Origin of the sequence: Pseudomonas sp. Sample_22 (genome assembly GCF_004307635.1) — a bacterium.
GTDB lineage: Bacteria > Pseudomonadota > Gammaproteobacteria > Pseudomonadales > Pseudomonadaceae > Aquipseudomonas.
The window spans coordinates 36,617-51,222 of sequence record NZ_RCNY01000096.1; the positions used below are offsets into that span (position 1 = coordinate 36,617).

Annotated in this window: 11 protein-coding genes; all 11 read right to left on the reverse strand. The window is 59.3% G+C overall.

What is annotated here, in order from left to right:
• Window positions 1-107 precede the first annotated feature (107 nt).
• The 11 genes from eno to lpxD all read right to left on the reverse strand — a co-directional run bounded on the left by eno (window position 108) and on the right by lpxD (window position 14,606).
• Window positions 108-1,397 (reverse strand): phosphopyruvate hydratase, encoded by a 1,290-nt coding sequence (gene eno, locus D8U73_RS28665; protein ID WP_056856234.1) that lies wholly within the window; start codon window positions 1,395-1,397, stop codon window positions 108-110.
• 156 nt (window positions 1,398-1,553) lie between these two features.
• Window positions 1,554-2,399, reverse strand: coding sequence for a 3-deoxy-8-phosphooctulonate synthase (kdsA, locus tag D8U73_RS28670; protein WP_008057333.1), 846 nt, complete (start codon window positions 2,397-2,399; stop codon window positions 1,554-1,556).
• 4 nt (window positions 2,400-2,403) lie between these two features.
• The gene (locus D8U73_RS28675) at window positions 2,404-4,035 is read right to left on the reverse strand and encodes a CTP synthase (protein ID WP_056856235.1); all 1,632 of its coding nucleotides are present in this window, start codon (window positions 4,033-4,035) and stop codon (window positions 2,404-2,406) included.
• A 274-nt stretch (window positions 4,036-4,309) separates the two neighbouring features.
• A complete protein-coding gene (gene tilS, locus D8U73_RS28680) occupies window positions 4,310-5,638 on the reverse strand; it encodes a tRNA lysidine(34) synthetase TilS (RefSeq protein ID WP_130906371.1) in 1,329 nt (442 codons plus the stop codon).
• 133 nt (window positions 5,639-5,771) lie between these two features.
• Window positions 5,772-6,719 (reverse strand): acetyl-CoA carboxylase carboxyltransferase subunit alpha, encoded by a 948-nt coding sequence (locus D8U73_RS28685; protein ID WP_056856237.1) that lies wholly within the window; start codon window positions 6,717-6,719, stop codon window positions 5,772-5,774.
• A gap of 139 nt (window positions 6,720-6,858) precedes the next feature.
• Window positions 6,859-10,380 carry a DNA polymerase III subunit alpha gene (gene dnaE, locus D8U73_RS28690; RefSeq protein ID WP_056856238.1) on the reverse strand — a complete coding sequence of 1,174 codons (3,522 nt, stop codon included), beginning with the start codon at window positions 10,378-10,380 and terminating at the stop codon, window positions 6,859-6,861.
• A 77-nt stretch (window positions 10,381-10,457) separates the two neighbouring features.
• Complete coding sequence (gene rnhB, locus D8U73_RS28695; protein ID WP_056856239.1) at window positions 10,458-11,084, reverse strand: ribonuclease HII; 627 nt, start codon at window positions 11,082-11,084, stop codon at window positions 10,458-10,460.
• 11 nt (window positions 11,085-11,095) lie between these two features.
• Window positions 11,096-12,226, reverse strand: coding sequence for a lipid-A-disaccharide synthase (gene lpxB, locus D8U73_RS28700; protein ID WP_130906372.1), 1,131 nt, complete (start codon window positions 12,224-12,226; stop codon window positions 11,096-11,098).
• A gap of 2 nt (window positions 12,227-12,228) precedes the next feature.
• Complete coding sequence (gene lpxA / locus D8U73_RS28705; RefSeq protein ID WP_056856241.1) at window positions 12,229-13,005, reverse strand: acyl-ACP--UDP-N-acetylglucosamine O-acyltransferase; 777 nt, start codon at window positions 13,003-13,005, stop codon at window positions 12,229-12,231.
• Window positions 13,002-13,442 carry a 3-hydroxyacyl-ACP dehydratase FabZ gene (gene fabZ, locus D8U73_RS28710; RefSeq protein WP_007907157.1) on the reverse strand — a complete coding sequence of 147 codons (441 nt, stop codon included), beginning with the start codon at window positions 13,440-13,442 and terminating at the stop codon, window positions 13,002-13,004. Before fabZ ends, lpxA begins: the two co-directional genes overlap by 4 nt.
• 108 nt (window positions 13,443-13,550) lie before the next feature.
• Entirely contained in the window at window positions 13,551-14,606 is a 1,056-nt protein-coding gene (gene lpxD, locus D8U73_RS28715; protein ID WP_130906373.1) for a UDP-3-O-(3-hydroxymyristoyl)glucosamine N-acyltransferase, read from the reverse strand.

Sequence of the window (14,606 nt, forward strand, 5' to 3'; positions counted from 1 at the left end):
AGCCTGGAAAACCCAGGCTTGTGCTGATAAGGCATCAGATTAGTGGCAAAAACCACGCCGTAGCGATTTTTCCGACACAATCCGCTGACTTTTTTTACCCGTACGACTTAGCCGCGGAATTCGCTGCGGCCGTTGTACTTGGCTTTGCCGTTCAACTGCTCTTCGATACGCAGCAGTTGGTTGTACTTGGACACGCGGTCGGAGCGGCACAGGGAACCGGTCTTGATCTGGCCAGCCGAGGTGCCCACGGCCAGGTCGGCAATGGTCGAATCCTCGGTTTCGCCCGAGCGGTGCGAGATCACGGCGGTGTAACCGGCGGCCTTGGCCATCTGGATGGCTTCCAGGGTTTCAGTCAGGGTGCCGATCTGGTTGAACTTGATCAGGATCGAGTTGGCGATCTTTTTATCGATGCCTTCTTTCAGGATCTTGGTATTGGTCACGAACAGGTCGTCGCCTACCAGTTGGGTCTTCTCGCCGATCTTGTCGGTGAGGATTTTCCAGCCAGCCCAGTCGGACTCGTCCAGGCCATCTTCGATGGAGATGATCGGGTAACGCTCGGTCAGGCCTTTGAGGTAGTCGGCGAAACCTTCAGCGGTGAACACCTGGCCTTCGCCGGACAGGTTGTACTTGCCGTCTTCGTAGAATTCGCTGGCCGCGCAGTCCAGGGCCAGGGTCACGTCGGTGCCGAGTTTGTAGCCGGCGTTGGCCACAGCTTCGGAGATCACTTTCAGTGCGTCTTCGTTGGAAGCCAGGTTCGGTGCAAAACCACCTTCGTCACCGACGGCAGTGCTCAGGCCACGGGCCTTCAGTACGGCTTTGAGGTGGTGGAAAATCTCGGTGCCCATACGCAGACCTTCCGAGAAAGACTTGGCGCCAACCGGCTGAACCATGAATTCCTGGATGTCGACGTTGTTATCGGCGTGCTCGCCACCGTTGATGATGTTCATCATCGGAACCGGCATCGAGTAGACACCCGGGGTGCCGTTCAGGTTGGCGATGTGGGCGTACAACGGCAGGTCCTGGTCCTGTGCTGCCGCCTTGGCCGCAGCCAGGGAAACGGCGAGGATCGCGTTGGCGCCCAGGGTGGCCTTGTTTTCAGTACCGTCGAGCTTGATCATCGCCAGGTCGAGGGCTTTCTGGTCACTTGGGTCCATGCCTTTCAACAGGTCCTTGATCGGACCGTTGATGTTGGCTACGGCTTTGAGAACGCCCTTGCCCAGGTAACGGCTCTTGTCGCCATCACGCAGCTCGAGCGCTTCACGCGAGCCAGTGGAAGCACCGGACGGCGCGCAAGCGCTGCCGATGATGCCGTTATCGAGAAGCACATCCGCTTCCACGGTGGGATTGCCACGGGAGTCGAGAACTTCACGACCTTTGATGTCGACGATTTTAGCCATTGTTGTAAACACTCCAAAGTTGACGAAAACGACGCAGCTAGAGGAAATCTTTTACCGTCGGCAAGCGATGTGCAGCGGGCAGTCTTGCGGACGATAAGGCTCAGGCCCGAGGGCCTGAGCGTTAATTCGTGCGGTACTTTACCGGAGAAATGAGGATTACGCGGTTTCTACCGTCGGAAAACTCTTAACCAGTTCGTCCAGAGCTTTGAGCTGGGCCAGGAATGGCTCCAGTTTGTCCAGGCGCAAGGCACAAGGGCCGTCGCATTTGGCGTTGTCCGGGTCCGGGTGGGCTTCCAGGAACAGGCCGGCCAGGGACTGGCTCATGCCGGCTTTCGCCAGGTCGAGGACCTGGGCACGACGGCCGCCGGCGGAGTCGGCGCGACCACCAGGCATTTGCAGCGCGTGGGTCACGTCGAAGAACACCGGGTACTCGAACTGCTTCATGATGCCGAAGCCGAGCATGTCGACGACCAGGTTGTTGTAGCCGAAGCTCGAACCACGCTCGCAGAGGATCAACTGATCGTTACCGGCTTCGACGCACTTGTTCAGGATATGTTTCATTTCCTGTGGCGCGAGGAATTGGGCTTTCTTGATATTGATCACGGCGCCCGTTTTGGCCATTGCGACCACCAGGTCGGTCTGGCGCGACAGGAAGGCCGGCAACTGGATGATGTCGCAGACTTCAGCGACGACCGCGGCCTGCTCAGGCTCGTGGACGTCGGTGATGATCGGCACGCCGAAGGCTTGCTTGATGTCCTGGAAAATCCGCATGCCCTCTTCCAGGCCGGGGCCACGGTAAGAGGTCACGGAGGAACGGTTGGCCTTGTCGAAGCTGGCCTTGAACACGTAAGGGATACCCAGTTTCTGGGTAACCTTTACGTACTCTTCACAGACCTGCATCGCCATGTCGCGGCTTTCCAGCACGTTCATGCCACCAAAAAGCACCATTGGCTTGTCGTTGGCAATCTCGATATCGCCTACGCGGATGATCTTCTGCGCCATCGGTTTACGCCTTCTTCTGGTGTTGAGCCAACGCTGCCTTGACGAAACCGCTGAACAACGGGTGACCGTCGCGTGGTGTCGAGGTGAACTCCGGGTGGAACTGGCAAGCCACGAACCATGGATGATCCGGTGCTTCAACCACTTCAACCAGCGCGCCATCACCGGAACGACCGGAGATTTTCAGGCCGGCTTCGATGATTTGCGGCAGCAGGTTGTTGTTCACTTCATAGCGATGACGATGACGTTCGACGATCACGTCCTTGCCGTAGCAACCGTGAACCAGCGAACCCGGCTCCAGCAGGCAATCCTGCGCGCCGAGGCGCATGGTGCCGCCCAGGTCGGAAGCTTCGGTACGGGTTTCGACGGCGCCAGTGGCGTCTTCCCACTCGGTGATCAGACCCACGACCGGGTGACCGCTTGCACGATCGAACTCGGTGGAGTTGGCGTCTTTCCAGCCCATGACGTTACGAGCGAACTCGATCACCGCCACTTGCATGCCCAGGCAGATGCCCAGGTACGGAACCTTGTTTTCACGAGCGTATTGAACGGCAGTGATCTTGCCTTCCACGCCACGCAGGCCGAAGCCGCCCGGAACCAGGATGGCGTCGACGCCTTCGAGCAGCGCGGTGCCCTGGTTTTCGATGTCTTCGGAATCGATGTAGCGCAGGTTGACCTTGGTACGGTTGCTGATACCGGCGTGACTCATCGCTTCGATCAGCGACTTGTAGGCATCGAGCAGCTCCATGTACTTGCCGACCATGGCGATGGTGACTTCGTGCTCAGGGTTGAGCTTGGCGTCGACCACGGCTTCCCACTCGGACAGATCGGCACCGCCGCATTGCAGACCGAAACGCTCGACGACGAAATCGTCCAGGCCCTGGGAGTGCAGGATGCCCGGGATCTTGTAGATGGTGTCGGCGTCTTCCAGCGCGATCACCGCACGTTCTTCAACGTTGGTGAATTGCGCGATCTTGCGACGGGAAGAGACATCGATCGGGTGATCGGAGCGGCAGACCAGCACGTCAGGCTGCAGGCCGATGGAGCGCAGTTCCTTGACCGAGTGCTGGGTTGGCTTGGTCTTGGTTTCGCCGGCAGTGGCGATGTACGGCACCAGTGTCAGGTGCATCAGCATCGCGCGCTTGGCGCCGACTTCGAAACGCAACTGGCGGATGGCTTCGAGGAACGGTTGGGATTCGATGTCACCCACGGTGCCACCGATCTCGACCATTGCCACGTCGGCATCGCCTGCACCCTTGATGATGCGGCGCTTGATTTCGTCGGTGATGTGCGGAATCACCTGGATGGTTGCACCCAGGTAGTCACCACGGCGCTCTTTGCGCAGCACATGCTCGTAGACACGGCCAGTGGTGAAGTTGTTGTTCTGGGTCATGGTCGTGCGGATGAACCGCTCGTAGTGGCCCAGGTCCAGGTCGGTCTCGGCGCCGTCGTGGGTGACGAACACTTCACCGTGCTGGAACGGGCTCATGGTGCCCGGGTCGACGTTGATGTACGGGTCCAGCTTCAGCATGGTGACCTTAAGTCCCCGCGCCTCCAGGATGGCCGCCAATGATGCCGATGCAATGCCTTTCCCCAATGAAGAAACAACACCGCCCGTGACGAATATGTAGCGCGTCATGAAAAACCCTAGAAGTCTGCGTTAAAGCGGTCCGAGCCGCCGGGGAAAGCGAAGGAAGGCCGAAGCCCCCGATCACCTGCATTAATCACAGTGCACCTTTCAAAAAAACCGCCGCGTTGGGACAGACCGGAAGATGAAACACCGGTACGTTGCTCGCTACACATTTTTTGGAATCGCCCAGCAAAGACTGCTTGGTAATCGGCAACTCCTGCAATTCAGGCGAATCCACAGAAGTTGTATCAAGAAGGGAGCGTAGTCTACCGGAAAGCCCCTTTCAGCTCAAACCTTGATCTTCGATCGGCGGCTGCCAATGCAATTTCCATTCTCCTGCCTTGCCACCTTCCAGGCCCTGAAGGTTCGCCACCGCCAGCAATTGCGTGCCCTTGAACAGCAGCGGCAATCTGCCGCGCACGAACTGCGGCACACCCCGCTCATTGAACAAACGCTTGAGATCGCGATGACCGCGGTGCGGCAATTCCATGATTTCGCCACCTTCACGATAGCGGATCTGCAAAGGGCCATCGGGCAATTGCCCCTTCAGCGTGAGCACGCCGTTGCCGGGCAATGCCAACGGCAGCGCGGGGTCAGGCCAGTTTCCGGCATCGGGCACCGGCCTCAACCAGATGCCCGACAACCACCACAAGCGCCCACCCGCCCGATGCAATTCGCCATCCGCCAGGCGCCAGATCGGTCGGGCATCGTGCGCTGCATCACGCAAATTGTCCCAACCCGACCAATGGTCACTGTCGGGCAGCCTTGTTCGCGGTTCCAGCCAGTGACTGAGCGCGTTGCGTTGCCGGGCAGCAGATAGTTTTTCCAGCGCTGCCAGCTCCAGGGACGGCAAGCCCAGCCAATCGAAATCACTTGGCGTACTCGCCTGGCTCAAGTCGATTTGCGCAAGATCATCGAGTAACCCCTGCGCCTCACTCAGATGCCCGGCGCTGCGGGCCATGGTCGCCATCGCTTGCGGCCAGCGCTCCGATAGCACCGGGAACACCTGATGGCGCAGGTAGTTGCGCGAGTACTGCCGATCCTGATTGGAAGGATCCTCGATCCAGCTCAAATGGTTTTCGCTGGCATAGGCTTCCAGCTCGGCCCTCGTGACATCGAGCAATGGCCGCAGTAGATGGCCTTTCCCCAATACACGCTGGCGCGGCATTCCCGACAATCCTCTCACCCCTGCCCCACGCAACAACCGGAACAACAGGGTTTCCGCCTGATCATCGCGGTGTTGCGCGGTCAGCAGTATTTCATTGGCTTGAGTGATCTGGTTGAAGGCGGCATAGCGCGCCTCCCGGGCCGCACGCTCCAGGCTGGCGCCGGGTTGCACCTGTACGTGCACGACGTGTAGTGGCACACCCAAGGCATCACAAACCGACCGACAATGCTCCGGCCACGCATCAGCCACAGCTTGAAGGCCGTGATGAACATGAATGGCGCTTAGCGCCGGCAGGGATTCGGTTTTTGCGAGGTGTACGAGAAGGTGCAACAAAACGGTGGAGTCGAGACCACCAGAGAAGGCGATGCGCCAAGCGGAGGCGTTGCGCCAGGGCTTCAGATTCAGCAAGAGTCTGGAAGGCAAATCAATTCCGGGCCGATCCATATATGTCCCTTTGCACAAATCAAATGTGGGAGCGAGCCTGCTCGCGATAGCGGTAGAACAGCCAACAGATTTGTTGAATGTTAAACCCTTATCGCGAGCAGGCTCGCTCCCACATGGGTACAGCGTGATCTGATTACAGACCGTAGCTCATCAGGCGCTCGTAACGACGGTCGAGCAGCGCCTTGTGATCAAGCTTCTTGAGCATTGCCAGTTGCGAGCTCAGCTCGGCACGGATCGAAGCAGCCGCAGCGGCCGGATCACGGTGGGCGCCACCCAGAGGTTCGCCAATCACCTTGTCGACGATGCCCAGGCCTTTGAGACGCTCGGCGGTGATACCCATCGCTTCGGCGGCATCCGGCGCTTTCTCGGCGGTTTTCCACAGAATCGAAGCGCAACCTTCCGGCGAGATCACTGCGTAGGTCGAGTACTGCAGCATGTTCAGTTGATCGCACACGCCGATGGCCAGAGCGCCACCGGAACCACCTTCACCGATTACAGTGGCGATGATCGGGGTTTTCAGGCGTGCCATGACGCGCAGGTTCCAGGCGATCGCTTCGCTCTGGTTGCGCTCTTCCGCGTCGATGCCCGGGTAGGCACCCGGGGTGTCGATGAAGGTCAGGATCGGCATCTTGAAGCGTTCGGCCATCTCCATCAGGCGGCAAGCCTTGCGGTAGCCTTCCGGACGCGGCATACCGAAGTTGCGGCGAACCTTCTCGCGCACTTCACGGCCTTTCTGGTGGCCGATGATCATCACCGGCTGGTCGTCCAGACGAGCGATACCGCCGACGATGGCAGCGTCGTCGGAGAAGTGGCGGTCACCGTGCAACTCGTCGAACTCGGTGAAGATGTGTTCGATGTAGTCCAGGGTGTAAGGACGTTTCGGGTGACGCGCCAGACGAGCGATCTGCCAGCTGGTCAGCTTGCCAAAGATATCTTCGGTCAGCGTCTTGCTCTTGTCCTGCAGGCGGGAGATCTCATCGCCGATATTCAGCGAATTGTCATTACCGACCAAGCGCAACTCTTCGATCTTGGCTTGCAGGTCGGCGATCGGCTGTTCGAAATCTAGAAAATTCGGGTTCATAGGCGTCCGTCTTGGGTCGAGTCCCAAGTGATCTTGGGCCGGCCGGTTGTCTATTCGCGCCCTACCTTAAGGGAGAGGCGCGCTGAGGTCGAGATTAAAAATTCAGGTTGCGGGCAGGCGTTCTGATATTACCTGCCGGTCAACGGTATTGGAGGAAGACGTTGTCTCGCCCGAACTGGTCACGCAGGGCTTGAATCAACGCATCCGCCGGATCAATTCGCCAGCCTTCGCCGAACTGCAGCAAGGCCTTCGCATCGGGACTGGTGTAGTCCATGGTGATCGGGCACGCGCCGCGGTGACGTTTGAGCAGCTCACCCAGCCAGCGTAGCTGATCGCCCTTGAGATCCTTGGCGTGCAGTTTCAAACGCAGGCTCTCGGCCAGGTTGGTGCGCGCATCTTCCATGCTCATCACCCGCTTGACCCGCAGCTTCAGGCCACCGGAGAAGTCGTCGTTACTGACCTCGCCTTCGACCACCACCATCGCGTCGGTCTGCAACAGCGACTGTGCAGCATGGAACGCCTCGGAAAACAGCGAGGCTTCAATCCGGCCAGAGCGGTCGTCGAGGGTGATGAAGCCCATCTTGTCGCCCTTTTTGTTTTTCATCACCCGCAAGGCGATGATCATCCCGGCGACGGTCTGGGTGTCGCGCGCCGGCTTCAGATCGATGATGCGCTGGCGGGCGAAACGGCGGATTTCACCTTCGTATTCGTCGATCGGGTGGCCGGTCAGGTACAGGCCGAGGGTGTCTTTCTCCCCTTTCAGGCGTTCCTTGAGAGTCAGCTCTTTGGCCTTGCGATGGTTGGCGTAGACGTCAGCGTCTGCCTCGACAAACAGACCGCCAAACAGGTCGGAGTGACCGCTGTCCTGAGTGCGTGCGGTTTGCTCGGCGGCCTTGATCGCTTCTTCCATGGCCGTCAACAGCACCGCTCGATTGCGGTCGATATTGGCCTGATAGGCTTTCTGTTCATCATGGAAATACGGGCCAAGACGATCCAGCGCACCGCTGCGAATCAAGCCGTCGAGGGTACGCTTGTTGATGCGCTTGAGGTCAACCCGGGCGCAGAAGTCGAACAGGTCCTTGAACGGGCCGTGCTGACGCGCTTCGGTAATCGCCTCCACCGGGCCTTCACCCACACCCTTGATCGCGCCGAGACCGTAAATGATCCGGCCTTCGTCGTTCACCGTGAACTTGAACTCCGAGGTGTTCACATCCGGCGCATCGAGGCGCAGCTTCATCGTGCGCACTTCTTCGATCAAGGTCACGACCTTGTCGGTGTTGTGCATGTCCGCCGAAAGTACCGCGGCCATGAATGGCGCCGGGTAATGCGCTTTCAGCCACGCGGTCTGGTACGACACCAGGCCGTAGGCGGCGGAGTGGGATTTGTTGAAGCCGTAACCGGCGAATTTTTCTACCAGGTCGAAAATGTTACCGGCGAGGTCCGCATCGATGTTGTTGGTCGCACAACCTTCAATGAAGCCGCCACGCTGCTTGGCCATTTCCTCGGGCTTTTTCTTACCCATGGCTCGACGCAGCATGTCCGCGCCGCCGAGGGTGTAGCCGGCCATGACCTGGGCGATCTGCATCACCTGTTCCTGATACAGGATGATGCCGTAAGTCGGCGCCAATACCGGCTTCAGGCCTTCGTACTGGTAGTCCGAGTGCGGGTACGCCAGTTCGGCGCGACCGTGTTTACGGTTGATGAAGTCGTCCACCATGCCCGATTGCAGCGGGCCAGGACGGAACAACGCTACCAGTGCAATCAAGTCTTCCAGGCAGTCGGGCTTGAGCTTTTTGATCAGCTCTTTCATGCCGCGCGATTCAAGCTGGAACACGGCCGTGGTTTCGGCTTTTTGCAGCAGCGTGTAGGTCGGCTTGTCGTCCAGCGGGATGAACGCGATATCCAGCGGCGGTTCGTTGACCTTGGCGCGGTCGCGGTTGATGGTTTTCAACGCCCAGTCGATGATCGTCAGGGTCCGCAGGCCGAGGAAGTCGAACTTCACCAGGCCGGCGGCTTCCACGTCGTCCTTGTCGAACTGGGTTACCAGGCCGTCACCGGCCTCGTCGCAATAGATCGGCGAAAAGTCGGTCAGTTTGGTCGGCGCGATTACCACACCACCGGCGTGCTTGCCGACGTTACGCACAACGCCTTCGAGCTTGCGCGCCATTTCCCAGATTTCCGCCGCTTCTTCATCGACCTTGATGAAGTCGCGCAGGATTTCTTCCTGTTCGTAGGCTTTTTCCAGGGTCATGCCGACTTCGAACGGAATCATCTTCGACAGACGATCCGCCAGGCCATAGGACTTGCCCTGCACCCGCGCCACGTCGCGGACCACAGCTTTTGCCGCCATGGAACCGAAGGTGATGATCTGGCTTACCGCGTTGCGGCCGTACTTCTCGGCCACGTAGTCGATCACCCGGTCGCGACCGTCCATGCAGAAGTCGACGTCGAAGTCGGGCATGGAAACCCGTTCCGGGTTAAGGAAACGTTCGAACAGCAGGTCATATTCCAGTGGGTCGAGGTCGGTGATCTTCTGTACGTAGGCCACCAGCGACCCGGCACCCGACCCCCGCCCAGGCCCTACCGGCACGCCGTTGTTCTTGGCCCACTGGATAAAGTCCATCACGATCAGGAAGTAACCGGGGAACCCCATCTGGATGATGATATCCAGCTCGAAATTCAGCCGATCGACATAGACCTGGCGCTTGGCTTCGTAGTCTTCGGTGGTGTCCTTGGGCAGCAGGACGGCGAGCCGTTCCTCCAGACCATCGAAGGACACCTTGCGAAAATACTCATCGATGGTCATGCCATCGGGGATCGGGAAGTTGGGCAGGAAGTGCGTGCCCAGCTTCACTTCGATATTGCAGCGCTTGGCGATCTCGACGGTGTTTTCCAGCGCTTCGGGAAGGTCGCTGAACAGCTCGGCCATTTCCTCGGCGCTTTTGAGGTATTGCTGATCGCTGTAGTTCTTCGAGCGCCGCGGATCGTCCAGGGCGCGGCCCTCACCGATACAGACGCGGGTTTCGTGGGCAGCGAAGTCTTCCTGCTTGATAAAGCGCACATCGTTGGTCGCCACTAGTGGCGCACCGATCTTCTCGGCCAGGGCGACGGCGCCGTGCAGTTGCTCTTCGTCATTCGGCCGATTGGTGCGCTGGATTTCCAGATAGAAGCGATCCGGGAATACCGCCATCCACTCCCGCGCCAGGGCTTCAGCTTCGTCGGGGTTGCCACTGAGCATGGCCTGGCCGATTTCGCCTTCCTTGGCCGCCGACAGCATGATCAGGCCTTCGCTGGCCTCGGCTACCCACTCGCGCTCGACAATGACCGAGCCATTGCGCTGTCCCTCGATAAAGCCACGGGAGATCAACTCGGTCAGGTTGCGATAGCCCACGGCGTTCATCACCAGCAGGCTGATCCGGCTCAGAGCGTTGTCCGGATCCTTGTTCGACAGCCACAGGTCGGCGCCGCAGATCGGCTTGATCCCGGCACCCATGGCGTTTTTATAGAATTTGACCAGGGAACACATGTTGTTCTGGTCGGTGACCGCAACGGCGGGCATGTTCATGCCGACCAGGGTCTTGACCAGCGGTTTGATCCGCACCAGACCGTCGACCAGGGAGTATTCAGTGTGCAGGCGTAGGTGAACGAATGAAGCCGGCATAGTGATCCTGTCTATGAACATGAAAACAACAAGGCCCGGATTGTACCGGGCCTTGGTAAAAAAAATCAGCCTTGCGACTAGCTCTCTATGACGATTTCCAACGCCTCATACGCCATACGCACCGGAGCGAACGAACGCCGGTGAATAGGCGTAGGCCCCAAGCGTGCCAGCGCTTCCAGATGAACGGGTGTCGGGTAGCCTTTGTGGCCGCCGATGCCATAACCCGGATAGATCAACTCGAATGCACTCATTTCCCGGTCGCGGCTGACCTTGGCCAGAATCGACGCTGCCGCGATGGCCGGCACCTTGCCGTCACCCTGTACCACCGCTTCGGCGCGCATCGGCAGTTTCGGGCAGCGGTTGCCATCGATCATCGCCAGTTTCGGCTGGATATGCAGCCCGGCGACGGCACGCTGCATGGCCAGCATGGTGGCGTGCAGAATATTCAGTTCATCGATTTCTTCGACTTCAGCGCGAGCGATGCACCAGCTCAAGGCTTTTTCGCAGATCTCATCGTAAAGCTTCTCGCGCCGGGCTTCGGTGAGTTTCTTCGAGTCGTTCAGGCCGAGGATCGGCCGATTCGGATCGAGAATCACGGCAGCCGTGACCACCGCACCACAGAGCGGGCCTCGGCCGACTTCGTCGACACCGGCTACCAGTTCTTCAGCTTCCGCGACCAAGGAGAAATCCAGCCCCATCTGCATGCTTTTCTTACTCATTGTACTTCGCCGATCAGTTTGAGCACGGCATCCGCCGCCTGGTTGGAGGCATCCAGACGAAGGGTCCGGTGAATCTCATCGAAACCACGGGTCTGCTCTTCGCCATCCTCGATCAGCGGCGACAAGGTCTGGGCCAGGGCTTCGACGGTCGCGTCGTCCTGCAGCAGCTCGGGCACCAGCAAACGCTGGGCCAGCAGGTTCGGCAGGGAAACGTAGGGGCTTTTCACCATGCGCTTGAGAATCCAGAACGTCAGCGGTGCCAAGCGGTAAGCCACCACCATCGGCCGCTTGTACAGCAAGGCTTCAAGGGTCGCGGTTCCGGAAGCGATCAATACCGCATCGCAGGCGGCCAGGGCCAGATGCGACTTGCCGTCGAGCAAGGTCAGTGGCAGATCGCGGCCAGCCAACAGCTCTTCAAGCTGCGCCCGGCGTTGGGGGTTGGCGCAAGGTACGACGAATCGCACGCCCGGACGCAGCGCCCTCAGGCGTTGTGCCGTGTCCAGAAACAACGCACCAAGACGCCCCACTTCGCCGCCACGACTGCCGGGCATCAGGGCAACCAACGGCCCGTCAGGCAAGCCAAGCTCGGCCCGCGCAGCAGCGCGGTCGGCTTCGAGCGGAATGGCATCGGCCAAGGTGTGCCCGACGAACCGCACCGGCACGCCCTTCTCTTCGTAGAATTTGGCCTCAAACGGAAACAGCGTGAGCATCAGATCGCAGCCTTCGCGAATCTTCAGCACCCGCTTCTGTCGCCAGGCCCATACCGACGGGCTGACGTAGTGCACGGTCTTGATCCCGGCCTGACGCAATTTGAGTTCGATATTGAGGTTGAAGTCCGGCGCATCGATACCGATGAACACGTCCGGCTTCGCAGCGATCAAGTCGGCGACCAGCTTCTTGCGACGTGCCAGCAACTCGCGCAACCGACCCAGGACTTCCACCAACCCCATCACCGAAAGGCGTTCCATCGGGAAATACGAGGTCAGGCCTTCGGCCTGCATCAGTGGACCACCCACACCGATGAACTCGACCGCCGGGTGACGAGCCTTGAGCGCACGCATCAGACCCGCGCCAAGAATGTCACCGGAAGCCTCACCCGCTACCAGCGCAATACGCAGATTGGCCATGGTTAGCGGGTGATGCCGCGGGTAGACGACTGGATGGAGTCTCGGAACACCGCGACTTCCGGGAACTGGATCGAAGGCTCGGCCAGTTCGGCGAGCGCCTGTTCAACCGTCAGTCCCTGGCGGTAAACCACCTTGTAGGCTCGACGCAGCGCATGGATTGCGTCTTCGCTGAAACCGCGACGACGCATGCCTTCGAAGTTCATGCTGCGAGCTTCGGCCGGGTTGCCGAATACCGTGACATACGCTGGAACGTCCTTGCCGATGGCCGTGCCCATGCCGGAAAAGCTGTGGGCGCCAATGTGGCAATACTGGTGGACCAGGGTAAATCCGGACAGGATTGCCCAGTCTTCAACGTGCACGTGGCCAGCCAGCGCTGTGTTGTTGACCAGAATGCAATGGTTGCCGATGACGCTGTCGTGACCGATATGTGCATAGGCCATGATCAGGTTGTGATCGCCCAGGGTGGTTTCCGAACGATCCTGAATGGTCCCACGGTGAATCGTCACGCCTTCGCGGATGACGTTGTGGTCACCGATCACCAGACGGGTTTCTTCGCCTTTGTATTTCAGATCAGGCGTGTCCTCACCTACCGAAGAAAACTGGTAGATGCGGTTGTGCTTGCCGATTCGGGTCGGGCCTTTGAGAATCACGTGCGGCCCGATCACTGTCCCCTCGCCGATTTCCACACCTGCGCCGACGATCGACCAAGGGCCGACCTCGACACCGTCGGCCAGAACAGCCGTCGGATCGATGATTGCGCGAGGGTCAATCAAACTCATAGTTTGCGTTCCGCACAGATGATTTCAGCCGAGCAGACCGGCTTGCCGTCGACCGAAGCCTGGCATTCGAATTTCCAGATCTGACGCTTGCAGCTCAGGAACTTGGCTTCGAGGATCAACTGATCACCCGGCAGCACAGGCTGGCGGAAACGCAGCTTGTCGGAACCGACGAAGTAGTAAAGCGTGCCATCGGCCGGCTTCACGTCGAGCATTTTGAAACCAAGGATCCCGGCAGCCTGAGCCATCGCTTCGATGATCAGAACGCCCGGCATGATTGGATGCGCAGGGAAGTGACCGTTGAAGAAAGGTTCGTTGATGCTGACATTCTTGTAGGCGCGAATGCGCTTGCCTTCCACATCCAGATCCACGACCCGGTCCACCAGCAGGAACGGGTAACGGTGAGGCAGGTATTCGCGAATCTCGTTGATGTCCATCATTTCGGGGGGAAGCCTATGTAAAGATTGGGAGCGCGCGATTGACGCACACTCCTCTAGCAAATCAAGGACGCAGTCTAGCGGCTGTGTACACTTGATATGGAAATGGTATCAGCCATCTGATGAAGCATTACCGCCAGGGGTCACTTCCCCTGCTTGCTTTTCCAGCTGTCGCAAACGTCGCGCGATGTCATCGAGCTGACGCAGGCGTGCCGCGCTTTTGCGCCATTCGGCTGCTGGCTGCATCGCCGTACCGGATGAATAGGCGCCCGGCTCGGTGATCGAGTGGGTCACCATGGTCATGCCGGTGATGAATACGTTGTCGCAAATATCGATATGCCCCACCAGCCCTACGCCACCGGCAAGCATGCAGTGCTTGCCGATCTTGGTGCTGCCGGAAATCCCCACACAGGCGGCCATCGCGGTGTGATCACCGACCTGAACGTTGTGGGCGATCTGAATCTGGTTGTCGAGCTTTACCCCGTTACCAATGATGGTATCGGCCAGCGCGCCACGGTCGATAGCGGTATTTACGCCGATTTCCACGTCATCGCCGATCAGGACGCCACCAATCTGGGCGATTTTCTGCCAAATGCCTTTTTCGTTGGCAAAACCGAAGCCTTCACCACCGAGTACGGCACCGGACTGAATCACTACCCGCTTGCCGATGCGCACGTCGTGATACAAGGTCACGCGCGGAGCCAGCCAGCCACCTTCGTCGATCACGCTACGAGCACCAATAAAGCAGTGCGCGCCAACGGTGGTACCGGCAGCAATTTGCGCGCCGCTTTCGATCACGGCAAATGCACCGATACTCGCCGCCGGGTCAACCACCGCATCCGCCGCAATCACCGCTGTCGGATGAATACCGGTTGCAGCCTTGGGCTTGGGGTCGAACAAGTGCGAAATACGCGCGTAGGCTGCATACGGATCAGGCACCACCAGTGCATTACCGGAAAACCCTTCGGCGTCGGCGGCTTTCAGCAACAGCGCTGCAGCCTGGCTGCCTGCCAGGTATTTACGGTACTGGGGGTTTGCGAGAAAGCTCAACTGAGTTGGGCCAGCCTCCTGCAAAGTGGCTAGCCCAGTGATTTCTTTCTCCGGGTCGCCACGCAGTGTGGCGCCGAGGAACTCGGCCAATTGGCCGAGCTTAATAGTCGCGGTCAT

Bases quoted from the DNA above. Each gene is read 5' to 3' on its own strand.
- eno (WP_056856234.1), bottom strand. From the start codon at position 1,397: ATGGCTAAAATCGTCGACATCAAAGGTCGTGAAGTTCTCGACTCCCGT.
- tilS (WP_130906371.1), bottom strand. From the start codon at position 5,638: ATGGATCGGCCCGGAATTGATTTGCCTTCCAGACTCTTGCTGAATCTG.
- D8U73_RS28685 (WP_056856237.1), bottom strand. From the start codon at position 6,719: ATGAACCCGAATTTTCTAGATTTCGAACAGCCGATCGCCGACCTGCAA.
- kdsA (WP_008057333.1), bottom strand. From the start codon at position 2,399: ATGGCGCAGAAGATCATCCGCGTAGGCGATATCGAGATTGCCAACGAC.
- lpxB (WP_130906372.1), bottom strand. From the start codon at position 12,226: ATGGCCAATCTGCGTATTGCGCTGGTAGCGGGTGAGGCTTCCGGTGAC.
- lpxD (WP_130906373.1), bottom strand. From the start codon at position 14,606: ATGACCGCGACTATTAAGCTCGGCCAATTGGCCGAGTTCCTCGGCGCC.
- fabZ (WP_007907157.1), bottom strand. From the start codon at position 13,442: ATGATGGACATCAACGAGATTCGCGAATACCTGCCTCACCGTTACCCG.
- dnaE (WP_056856238.1), bottom strand. From the start codon at position 10,380: ATGCCGGCTTCATTCGTTCACCTACGCCTGCACACTGAATACTCCCTG.
- lpxA (WP_056856241.1), bottom strand. From the start codon at position 13,005: ATGAGTTTGATTGACCCTCGCGCAATCATCGATCCGACGGCTGTTCTG.
- rnhB (WP_056856239.1), bottom strand. From the start codon at position 11,084: ATGCAGATGGGGCTGGATTTCTCCTTGGTCGCGGAAGCTGAAGAACTG.
- D8U73_RS28675 (WP_056856235.1), bottom strand. From the start codon at position 4,035: ATGACGCGCTACATATTCGTCACGGGCGGTGTTGTTTCTTCATTGGGG.